Annotated in this window: 16 protein-coding genes and 1 pseudogene; 4 read left to right on the top strand and 13 right to left on the bottom strand. The window is 64.3% G+C overall.

Going from position 1 to position 9,849, the window contains the following annotated elements; translation table 11 throughout:
• The 10 genes and pseudogenes from istA to ACWEKS_RS47965 form a co-directional block, all read right to left on the bottom strand.
• Window positions 1–1,106: pseudogene (gene istA, locus ACWEKS_RS48010) on the bottom strand (IS21 family transposase); the annotation flags it as partial.
• Between the two features lie 106 nt (window positions 1,107–1,212).
• Complete coding sequence (locus ACWEKS_RS48005; protein WP_452346376.1) at window positions 1,213–1,521, bottom strand: hypothetical protein; 309 nt, start codon at window positions 1,519–1,521, stop codon at window positions 1,213–1,215.
• Between the two features lie 214 nt (window positions 1,522–1,735).
• The gene (locus ACWEKS_RS48000) at window positions 1,736–1,960 is read right to left on the bottom strand and encodes a hypothetical protein (protein WP_452346375.1); all 225 of its coding nucleotides are present in this window, start codon (window positions 1,958–1,960) and stop codon (window positions 1,736–1,738) included.
• The gene (locus ACWEKS_RS47995) at window positions 1,953–2,132 is read right to left on the bottom strand and encodes a hypothetical protein (protein ID WP_452346374.1); all 180 of its coding nucleotides are present in this window, start codon (window positions 2,130–2,132) and stop codon (window positions 1,953–1,955) included. Before ACWEKS_RS47995 ends, ACWEKS_RS48000 begins: the two co-directional genes overlap by 8 nt.
• Entirely contained in the window at window positions 2,129–2,908 is a 780-nt protein-coding gene (locus ACWEKS_RS47990; RefSeq protein WP_452346373.1) for a hypothetical protein, read from the bottom strand. The genes ACWEKS_RS47995 and ACWEKS_RS47990 overlap by 4 nt, the downstream gene beginning before the upstream one ends.
• Entirely contained in the window at window positions 2,901–3,821 is a 921-nt protein-coding gene (locus ACWEKS_RS47985) for a hypothetical protein (RefSeq protein ID WP_452346372.1), read from the bottom strand. The genes ACWEKS_RS47990 and ACWEKS_RS47985 overlap by 8 nt, the downstream gene beginning before the upstream one ends.
• Window positions 3,808–4,122 carry a glutaredoxin family protein gene (locus ACWEKS_RS47980; RefSeq protein ID WP_452346371.1) on the bottom strand — a complete coding sequence of 105 codons (315 nt, stop codon included), beginning with the start codon at window positions 4,120–4,122 and terminating at the stop codon, window positions 3,808–3,810. Before ACWEKS_RS47980 ends, ACWEKS_RS47985 begins: the two co-directional genes overlap by 14 nt.
• 355 nt (window positions 4,123–4,477) lie before the next feature.
• On the bottom strand, window positions 4,478–4,726 hold the full coding sequence (locus tag ACWEKS_RS47975) for a hypothetical protein (protein WP_452346370.1): 249 nt from the start codon (window positions 4,724–4,726) through the stop codon (window positions 4,478–4,480).
• 122 nt (window positions 4,727–4,848) lie between these two features.
• A complete protein-coding gene (locus ACWEKS_RS47970) occupies window positions 4,849–5,016 on the bottom strand; it encodes a hypothetical protein (RefSeq protein WP_452346369.1) in 168 nt (55 codons plus the stop codon).
• A gap of 9 nt (window positions 5,017–5,025) precedes the next feature.
• Window positions 5,026–5,226 carry a hypothetical protein gene (locus ACWEKS_RS47965; protein ID WP_452346368.1) on the bottom strand — a complete coding sequence of 67 codons (201 nt, stop codon included), beginning with the start codon at window positions 5,224–5,226 and terminating at the stop codon, window positions 5,026–5,028.
• A 332-nt stretch (window positions 5,227–5,558) separates the two neighbouring features.
• Between ACWEKS_RS47965 and ACWEKS_RS47960 the strand changes: the two genes are divergently transcribed.
• A complete protein-coding gene (locus tag ACWEKS_RS47960; protein WP_452346367.1) occupies window positions 5,559–6,092 on the top strand; it encodes a hypothetical protein in 534 nt (177 codons plus the stop codon).
• Here ACWEKS_RS47960 and ACWEKS_RS47955 read toward each other — a convergent pair.
• From ACWEKS_RS47955 to ACWEKS_RS47945, 3 genes are all read right to left on the bottom strand, one after another.
• Window positions 6,081–6,689: a hypothetical protein gene (locus ACWEKS_RS47955; protein ID WP_452346366.1), complete on the bottom strand. Its 609-nt coding sequence runs from the start codon at window positions 6,687–6,689 to the stop codon at window positions 6,081–6,083. The genes ACWEKS_RS47960 and ACWEKS_RS47955 overlap by 12 nt on opposite strands.
• Before the next feature lie 166 nt (window positions 6,690–6,855).
• Entirely contained in the window at window positions 6,856–7,128 is a 273-nt protein-coding gene (locus ACWEKS_RS47950) for a hypothetical protein (protein ID WP_452346365.1), read from the bottom strand.
• A gap of 138 nt (window positions 7,129–7,266) precedes the next feature.
• Window positions 7,267–7,842 carry a helix-turn-helix domain-containing protein gene (locus ACWEKS_RS47945; RefSeq protein ID WP_452346364.1) on the bottom strand — a complete coding sequence of 192 codons (576 nt, stop codon included), beginning with the start codon at window positions 7,840–7,842 and terminating at the stop codon, window positions 7,267–7,269.
• 605 nt (window positions 7,843–8,447) lie between these two features.
• On the opposite strand from ACWEKS_RS47945, the gene ACWEKS_RS47940 reads away from it, so the two are divergent.
• Genes ACWEKS_RS47940 through ACWEKS_RS47930 form a run of 3 tightly spaced genes read left to right on the top strand, consistent with a single transcriptional unit; the run spans window position 8,448 to window position 9,711 of the window.
• The gene (locus ACWEKS_RS47940; RefSeq protein WP_452346363.1) at window positions 8,448–9,245 is read left to right on the top strand and encodes a Rha family transcriptional regulator; all 798 of its coding nucleotides are present in this window, start codon (window positions 8,448–8,450) and stop codon (window positions 9,243–9,245) included.
• A gap of 14 nt (window positions 9,246–9,259) precedes the next feature.
• Window positions 9,260–9,475: a hypothetical protein gene (locus tag ACWEKS_RS47935; RefSeq protein ID WP_452346362.1), complete on the top strand. Its 216-nt coding sequence runs from the start codon at window positions 9,260–9,262 to the stop codon at window positions 9,473–9,475.
• Window positions 9,472–9,711 carry a helix-turn-helix domain-containing protein gene (locus tag ACWEKS_RS47930; RefSeq protein WP_452346361.1) on the top strand — a complete coding sequence of 80 codons (240 nt, stop codon included), beginning with the start codon at window positions 9,472–9,474 and terminating at the stop codon, window positions 9,709–9,711. Before ACWEKS_RS47935 ends, ACWEKS_RS47930 begins: the two co-directional genes overlap by 4 nt.
• Window positions 9,712–9,849 lie beyond the last annotated feature (138 nt).

Below are 9,849 nucleotides of genomic sequence, written 5' to 3'. Positions count from 1 at the left end.
GCAGCTGCGCGGCGAGGTTCGCGTGGTCGGGATCGGTGACCACGTCCTGTTTGGTCCAGGACCGGGCGTGGCGGGCCACGACCTGGCCGTCGCAAAAGGCCGTGACCGTTTGCGGCGAGGCAGTGACGTCGACGAACCGGCCGATCACCCGCGGATCGAACGAGTAGTCGACGGTGTCGACGCGGACATAATAGTCACGCGCCAAACGGATTCGCTGATTCAATCCGATCGACGGAGTCATCGGCGGCAGCGCGATCATCGACAGATAGTCGGGTTCGAACAGATCGACCGGACGACCCTGGATCGAACGGACCGTGCGCGTGTTGGCCCGCTCCAGCCAGACGGTCAGCTGCTCGTTGAAATCGCCAGGGCCGGTGAAAGTTCGACCCGGGAGGAACGAGGTCTCCAGGTAGCCGTTCGCGCGTTCGACCATGCCCTTGTATTCCGGATCGCGGGGCGGAGCAAGCTGGACGCGGGTGGCCAGCGTTCCCGCGAACGCCGCCGCGGCCACGGTCACCTTCCCGGTCCCGCCGATCGCCGATTCCCGATCCCAGACAAGGGTTTTCGTCACCCGACCCATCTGCGAGATCAGCAACCACATCCCCGATATCAGATCACCGCCCTGCCGTGAGGGCAGCATCGCCGCAGCCATGAACCGCGAGAACCCAGCGTCATCACCAGCACCGGGAACACTCGCTCCTGCCCTCGACCGACCGGGATCCGCGTCGCCGGGAACCACAGATCGCACTGCGTGACCGACCCCGTTCGGAGACGACCCGATCCACCGGATCGACCCCGACGTACTCCGGACGGATCTCACGCAGCCGGATCCGTAACGGGTTCAGCGTGTATGGCCAGCCGATCCGCTCGGCGATCACCGACGCCGGCATCCGCGGATACTCCGCCGGCAACCCCCGGATCCGCGCCTCGTAGGCGTCCACCACCCGGCCCCGAGATGGGCGTTCGTACTTCGGCGGCCGGTCCGACGCCAACGCCGCACGCACCGTATTTCTCGCCACTCCCAACCGGCGCGCGATCTCCTTGATCGGCCCGCCCTCCGCCCGATGCAACCGACGGATCTCAGCCCAGTCCTCGATAGCAATCACCCCGCAAGCGTCAACCCCGACAAGGGGTTAAGGTTCGGAATTCGCCAGGGGGTCAGTCTTTAGGAGTTGCCGACATCGCGAGTGAATTCGGTGAGGTTACTCTTATTCAGGGACCATTCGGGCGTCTATCGATGATCTCTTCCCTCTCATCCCAGAGACGCACCACCCGCTTGAGCCACTCCCAAGTGGGCTGATCGTTCGTGTCGCCGTGGCAGAACACGCGCAGAGGCATCTCGACCGGCTTATCGCACGGTCTTCCCAGGAGGTCGAACCACTCGTATTGGCTGCCGACGATCCACCCACCGGACGGGGCGCACGTGGCCGGGATCGTGAAGTGCTTGCGCTCCTCGGGCCCTTCGGGCAGGCACCACACGTCGTAGCGGGTGACTGTTGCGATCGGTTCGGGCGTGGTCATGCGCCGGCCCCTTTGGTGATGTTGCGGAGGATCGAAAGAGCCGCGCCGACAACACCTCTCGGCGTCGGCGCAACGGGCTGAGTGGGCGGGATGGAGCGGGACTGGCAGTACTTGCACTTGCAGTTGGTGATACGGGGCGCGACGGACGGGCGCGATCCGCGGTCGTATACCTTGTCGAAGTCCTCGTACCAGGGTCTGCGCTGGCTCATATCGCCTAGTCGTCCTTACCTTCGGTGAGCAGGGATTCACACCCGCAGCGGACCGCGCAGCGATAGCACTCGGCGAGACATACGGGATGCCCTGCGGCATTGGCGTATCCGGATTCGCCGCCGGGAAATTCCTTGTGCTCCAAGTACTGCTCGCCCGGCTGGATCCAGCGATCGCAGGTGCATTCGTGGGACTTGCGGGCGCAGCGGAGCCGGGTGGTCGGATTAGCCACGGTCAGCCCGCTCCTGCTCGGCGGCGGACAGGTCGACCAGTCGGTGTCCGAACTCGAGCGCGTCTTCCGCTTGGAGTTGGATCGTTTCCTGGTGCCTGGGCGTGGTGATCGTGACTTCGATGTAGTCGCGGCCATGCCAGGCGGTTCGGCGGTGCGCGGTGATCTCACTCATCCCAACTCACCTACCGGGCCGAATGGCCAATCCGTCACAGTCTCATCGGCGTAGGTCCGCATGCACAGATGCTCGACTCCCGCGCCGAAATGCGGGTGGAATCGGCGCCCGGTGCATTCGTGATCGGTGCCCTCCGGATAGGCGTACAACTCGCAGCGCCCGCAGAACAGATGCACGTGCCAGCACTGCTCGGGCTGCTGGGTGGGTATGGGTTCAGTCTGGTCAGACGTGGTCACCTCTGGCTGACTGGACGGCTCCTGAACATCCGACCAATGCATCTGGGAGCGAATGGCCTTCGTGAATTCCGCGCTGCCAATCGGCACCTCGATCTCGATCTCGGCGTGATGGAGGCCGGCGTGCCCGTTCGGCAGCGTGCACCAGACGGCGCGGTGGTCGTCACGGACCATGTTCGCCATGCTGGTGGTCGCCATGCAGCGCCATGGAACGGCCTGCTGCTCCAGCCCGGCGATACGGGCGTGTTCGCAGTCCATTTCCGCAAGCTGCGCGCGTTTCTCGGCAAGAGCGTTCTCCAGCTCGGCGATGCGGATCTCCCGTGCGGAGACCCGGGCCGCCAGCTCCGAGTTGTGGGCGGACACCGCCAACCACCTGCCGAGCAGCGCTCCGGCCTCCCGCTCCAGCTCGGTGACACGAGTGTGTTCCGCCCGGAGCGCGTCGATGATCTCGCCCGCGACAGCGCTGTCCCCGCACCCGTAGAACCAGTTGTCGACGATGGCTTCCCACTTGTCGATCTGCTGATCGGTAGCACGGTCAGACATGGTCGGTCACCTCCGGCTGGCTGATGAACTCCCATTCGACGTAGTCCCAGCAGAAGCTGGTCTTGATCGGCCCCGACATGCCAGGGGTGATGTCGCATTCGGCGAGGGTGTCGTCGGCCGGGTCGGTGCCGTGGTTGTCGAACCAGTCCTGCATCCAGCACTTCTCGTGCTCGACGTACGGGTGTGGGTGTTCGTCATCGTCCGATTCCCAGCTGTCACAGTCGCAGTCCGGGTAGCGGTGGCATGCCGCGGTACGGTCTCCGGCGCACACGAACTCGATGCGCGGGCAGGTGGCGCCCTCGTCCTGGGTGATCGTGACGGTGTGCAGGTGCTCAGCCATCGGTCGCTCATCCGGCTGCCACAGAACAGACCACTGGCCGTCCGGCAAAAACTCGACGAACTCCCACGGGCCAGACTGGAAGTCCAGGAAACGAACGCGGGTATCACCGCCGAGCCACTCACCGGAAGCTCCGTGGTCCACAGAGGCGACGTCGCCCTGCGCGGACAGCAGGACAGTGCCGGTCGGCTCGTTCGCGATCTGCGCGGTCGCAATGACGCGGTGGCCTGCCTGCTTCTCCAGCTCGGCGATGCGGTCGCGGGCCTCGGCGAGTTCCTGCTTGCGGCGGAGCGCGATATCACGCCATTCGCGGAAGAGGTCGACGCTCCCTTCCAGGTCGTCGAGCAGCTGCCCGTGCGTGTTCCGCATGTGCACCATCAGCTCGGCGTCGGCCGCAGCGGGGATATCGTTTTCGCCGCCTTCACGGCCGCCGATCGCACAGACCGGACCGTGCCCGACGCTTCGCACATCGGCCGGGTTGGCGATCGAAGGCTCTGCAACGAACCACGGTCCGGGTGTCGCGGCGGCGAGCAGCCGCCGACCTTCGGCGATGCGGTCGCGGTCAAGCTGCATCATTGTCGAGTTCCTCCTCAGTGATGGGCGCGCTGGGGGTCCAGTTCCGCAGCGCGTAGGCGAGCTGATCGATCTTGTCGAGCTGGAACCCGGACCAGTGCATGTCGCCGGCGACGATGACAGGCAAGGACTGGTAGCCGAGGTCGCGGACCCGGTCGGCGGCGTTGTCGTCGGTCGTGACATCCAGCGTCATGAACGGAATACCGCATGCCAGAAGCGCTTTCACGGTGGCGCTGCATTGGCCACAGCCCGGCTTGCTGTACAGCACAACGTTCGGGGCATCGGGATGGATCTGGTCAAGCATGCGGGTTCTCCAACGCGGTGATAGGGGCGATCGCGGCGACCTACGCCTTGCGCAGGCGGTCTCCGGCGCTGCCGTAGGTCTCCTACGCCCCGCCGCGCTCCTCGGAGTCGTCGGACAGATCCGGGTCAGCGGCGCGCGGACGGCGGCGACGGCCTGGCGGTACACGGCGCGCTCAGCGGCCAGGCGATCGCGCTCAGCGACGCGGGCGCGGAGGTCGAGTACCTCCCGTGCCAGGGGCCGCAACCAGCGACCGGCAGACGTGGCGAGCACGCAGAGCCACTCGCCGGTGATGCGGCATTCGTCGCGCTCCACACAGTAAGCGCGGTCATCGAAAGCAGGGCTGCGGTCAGGGAATTCAGGCATCATCGACCTCCTCGGCGTCGAACACGGCGAGCGCAGCGTCGTACATGACGATGAACCGCGGATTAATGGCCATGTCGCGCCAGCCCTGCACGCCGGCGCGAGTGTCACTCGCCCGAGCGATCAGCGCGCCCCGTCCCTCGAAGGTGCGAAGGTTGCCGCGCGAGTCGCAGCCGGCCGCAGCGGGCAGCTTCGGTGGGCCGACCATGTCGACCTTGCGGGCGAGAAAGGTCACCGTCACCATGCGCCCCACACCGGGGCAACACGTTCGGGATCGGGCCGTCCTCGCTGCAGTACCACGGGAATTCGCTGCCGTCGATCAGCAGCTTCTGGCGGTCGTAGTCGATGACGATGTGGTCGGCGATCTCAGGCACGGCGGGCCTCCTCCAGGATCGCGATAGCCTCGGATTCAGTTGGGATCGAGGTGGGATCGGGATGGGATCCGGATCCGGATCCGATGAGCCGCTCGTCGAAGGCTTCTGCCTCGCCGGTTAGGCCGAGGGCAAGCAGGTCGATACCCAGCGCCTTACGCAACACGGGACTTCAACGGCGTCGGCCGCGCGCAGGGCGCCTTGAGATGGTGCGGGTGGCGGATGAGGCCGGCCAGGTCGAGATACCAGCCAGCAGGACTTCGAAGGTCTCGGCGTCGACGATCACAAATCCGGCGGCGTGCAGCGGCTTCAGGTCGGCCTGGATGTCGGCGACGGTGGTGTCGTCAAACGCGGCGGCCCACTTGTCGACCATGAGCGGCAGACCTCCGGCGGCGGTCAGCGTCGGTTCAGTGAGCAGTTGGACGTAGAGGGCTTGAGCACTGAGGAGAAAGGCGCGGAACTCGCGACGGTTCCACAGTTTCCGGGGCTCTGGCCCACTTTCGGTGATGGTGACCCGGCGTGGTCAGGCCGGCAGGATGCGGTGCCTGAGTCGGTCGAATCCTGCTCGGCCATAATTTGTCGTTAGATGAGTTTGGTTTTTCTGTGGAAAAAGCCGGAGTTCCCGCCGCCGACGTCCGCGGCGCCATCACCAGCCACCGCGCCAGATCGACCATCGCGAGCTAGCTCTACAACGCCATGGAACCGATGACTCTGTTCGAGCTGCAGGCATGGCTCGGTCACCGGTCACCACAGTCGACTCAGTTCTACGCCAAGATCAACCCGAACACCCTCACCAAGGCATACGACGACGCCGGCTACTTTGCCCGCAACATGCGCACCATCGAAGTCCTCGTCGACCGCGACGCCGTCACCAGCGGCGCCGCGGCCACCGGCGAACCCTGGCAGCACTACGACCTCGGCCACGGCTACTGCACCTACAGCTTCTTCGAGCAATGCCCGCACCGCATGGCCTGCGCCCGCTGCGACTTCTACACCCCGAAGGAATCGAGCAAAGCTCAACTGCTGCAAGCCAAATCGAATCTTCAACGGATGCTCATCAGTATCCCGCTCACCGACGACGAACAAGCTGCCGTCCACGACGGCCAGACCGCCCTCGACCGGCTGCTGCAGCGGCTCGCCGATATTCCCACACCGCGCCAGACACCCCAAGCTGGCACTGCGGGCGGCATCCAGCTGCCGATCGTCGGCGTCCGCCACGGAAAACCCTCACCAACTTGACATTTCAGATTCCACAGAATGGTTTTGGTGTTGACGCCTTCGATTGGCCCGTTGCTGTAGGGCACAGGCTGAGGCCTGCGACGGCAGCGGCGCGGTTCTTTTCCAGGCCGCGCAGGAATGGGTCGAGTCCTGCGAGTCCGCGTCACGGACGTGCTTGATCCATGCGTCGAGGTCGCTGCCGCGCCGTTCGGTCATGATCGCGGCGAATTCGCCGATGAGCGTGGGCATGTCGACCCAGAGTTCCTCGGCGAGCGCGTGCGGGTCGTCGGGCGGCACCCGTATCAGGGCTTCGGTGAGCGCGGGCAGGGTGATCAGTCGCCGGGCGGTGAGGCTTCTGACGGTTTGCTCTTCGCGGGCTGCGAGTCGTGTGCCGCGCGGAGCGGGTCCACGTTCGGGGTGGATGATTTCGTGGGTGAGGGTGCATCGTCGTGCGGCCTGGCCGAGTGTTTGGTCGATGAGGATTCCGCGGCGCGTGATCGCACCACGCTTTTTGCCCTTCAGCTTCTTTGTGCAGATCACGGGGATGTGCGGGTAGTGGCGGCGGAGGTGTCGCCACGGGTCCCAGTGATGGCCATCCGTTGCTAAGGCGTTCCCCATGACTGGAGTGGAACACACGTTCGAGTGAGGTTGCTAGGGTTTTGCGCGGGTAGGTCTGTGACCGATCGCGCCAAGGGAAGGGGTGTCGCTATTGCCGACGCCCTTGATCCGACCTGCGGGTTGTGGTCGCGTTTCAAACGCGACCCCTCCGAACTCCTCGAACTAGCTACGGGATGTTGTCCCAGTCGTCCTCGTCCCGCTTGTCCTCGTCACCGGCTTCGGGCTCGAACGCGGCCAGCTCCTCTTCCTCTCGGTATTCGGGCTCGGTGCCATCGTCGATGAACTCGTATCCATTGATGGAGAAGCGCTTCACCGGCCCCTGTTCGGTTGGCTGCGTGGCCGCGCCAGGGCCTTGCTTGCGCGTCGGCGGGCCCTCACCGAAGTCCTTGGGTTCGGCCGTGGCCGGCGCCTCGCCTTCACGGTGGATGGGCTGGTCCACATTGACCGACCTGGATTGATTGGGCCGGGTGAATCTCGGTTGCGATTTGGTGGCGGGCGGTTCGGTCGAATCTGAGGGTTGGGGGACTGCGGGCGTCAGCTTTCGGATCACGGAATGCTTGTCGATTGACTGGTCCGCCTACTCCATCTGGCTCACTATGAACTCAAGGCCGCGGTAGAGGTCTCGAATCCTCTCGCGCCCGCCCATGTACTCCTCGATAACTGCACCGCCGGCCTCTTGCGTTTTGTTGATTGCCTCAAGCAGTTCGGGCAGCGTCGCGGTCCCCTCTTCCATGTCCTTCGCCTTGGTTGCCAGGGACGTGAGACTGAACAGTAGGGCGACCATAGATTGCAGAGATGGGGCCTTGTTCGGGATCGACATCGACCAACTGGTGCTCCCATCTGCTTCGACGCGGTAGCCCCCGTTGTCCGCCGCGTCTGGCACCGGTTCGGCAGTCGGAGGAGGACTTGCTTGCGAAGGCTCGGGTTCGCCGCCAGCCAAGATCTTGGCACCAGAACCTGGCTCCCATCCGAGAGCGTGGTCAAGCTTCCGCAGAGTGTTCGTACTGATGCTCGTTGCACTTCCGGACTCAAGGGCGGTCAATGTGCTATTGGATGGCCCACCAGCTTTCCAAAGGTCGATCTGGCTCATGCCAAGTTCGTGTCGGCGGGCCTGGATGTAGGTGCCGAGCCGCGCCACTAGGTTATTTGCCATGGATCAAGCATGCCTTAGATCTTCGGCAAACCCAAGCCTCACATCCTTTGATTTTCAAAAGGTGGTTATGCCGCATCTTTGCAAAAGGTCGCAGAATGGCACCCTAATTAGAAGTTTTCCAAGGATTAAGCTTGGACTTTTCGGCAGTTTGCCGGTAGTGTCCCCCGTCGTGCAATCTTCAATCACAGCGCGGTCAAGTCCACCCGATCGTCGGCCGACGAAGATCCCCCCACATGTCCCAATCCACTACCTCCGCATGGCGGCTGGCCTGACTCTCGACGCGGTGATCGATCGTATCGAGCAAGAGACCGGTCGTCGCTACACCCGCGGTGCGATCAGCGCAGTCGAGAACGGCCACCATGGAGCACCCAGTGAGCTGCTTGAAGCACTCGAGATTGCCTACGGGCTTCCGTATGGCGCAATCGACACTCTGTACCGACCTCGACGGGTCGCAGAACTAAAGGGCGGCACCCAGCTACTCCGCCAAGAACACCTGGGTGCCGCCGCCTCAACAACCCCAGCCCTTGAGGAGGCCGGAGCCCGTGCACTGTAGCACCCCACCTACCAGCGAGAACAAGCATTCGATTGGTCCGGCGCTGGTGGCCATGACCGATGGAACCCCGACGACCACGTCCCTGATCGTCGCCGAGGGCACGCAGGTTCAGCACCGAGCCGTGCTTCAGCTCATCCGCGACAACCTGGCCGATTTCGAGGAGTTCGGCTTGGCCGCATTTGAAATGCGACCAAGATTGGCGGGCCAACATGGTGGCGGCGATGTCACGTATGCCGTCCTGAACGAGGAGCATGCGACTCTGCTCCTCACCTACATGCGCAACAGCCCAGTCGTGAAGGACTTCAAGAAGCGGCTCGTCCGTGAGTTCTGGGCGATGAAGCGTTCGCCAGTCAGCCCCGCCGCTCTTCCTGATCGGAAGGCGCTGGCGCGCATGGTGATCGACGCCGAGGAGGCCCGCGAGATCGCGGAGGCTCGCACGTTACAGTTGGAGGAGAAGGTCGCAGTCGACGCTCCGAAGGTCGATTACGTGGATCGGCATGTCGCGGAGAACGACGACATCATCACCATCGAGTCGTGGGGTCACCTCTTCGGGCTGACCGAGCCGACGACGTTCCAGCTGCTGCGCACGAAGAAGATGATCTACCGGATTCTGATCGGCAAGCGGTGGTCGAAGGGCAAGGCCCGCCTGGTCGAGGAGTACGAACACCGCGCCTACGCACCGTATTTGGAGTGGTTCGACCAGCGCCCGCAGCATGACGCGCCCCGTCATCACAACGGCCAGGTCCGCCAGACCCTGTACGTGAAGGTATTCCATGCGGACGCGCTCGCGCGCGCGGTCGGTCTGCTCAATAACGCTCAGCTGGAGCTGCTCCAGGGCGGTGCAGCGTGAGCGATCGGAACGTCGTGTTCTGGGCCGAGCCCGCGCAGATCGAAACCGCTAGCGAATCCGTCATTCTCGTGGGTGGTGGTGACGATGCGAACGGCTCGGGCGAGTACGGGTCAATCATCGTCATCAGCAAGTGGTTCGACGCTGTCGTGGAGCTGACCGCCGCTCAGTTCGAGGAGTTCGCGGGCGCTGCCGAAGGCGTGCGCACGGCATTGCGGGACGGTCGATCGTGACCGTCGAGGACGTCACTGCACCGCAGCAGATTTCGTACAACACGCGTCAGGCGGCCGAGGCGACCGGTATCGCCGAGTCCACTCTCCGGAAGCTGGTGCGGGACGGCCTGATCGCCGCCCGCTACTACGGCTCGACCATCTCGATCGACGCCGAGGACCTCGCCCGCTTCTATCGGTCGCTGCCGAGCGAGCGTCAGGTCGAGCGCGAATGCGCCGCCAACCGGCGCATCGCCTGATCAGTACTGCCTCAATCCATTTCACCCCCGCGTCCCGCCGAGGCGAAGTTGTTGGAGACGCGCATGTCGAGCAGATCGCCTTGTGCGACGACTATTCCCGTGATGTCGAGGTTGATCGTGGACACCGTGTTCGATGAC

It is taken from the genome of Nocardia sp. NPDC004711, from assembly GCF_053601595.1.
This window is presented reverse-complemented; position numbering and strand designations above follow the sequence as displayed.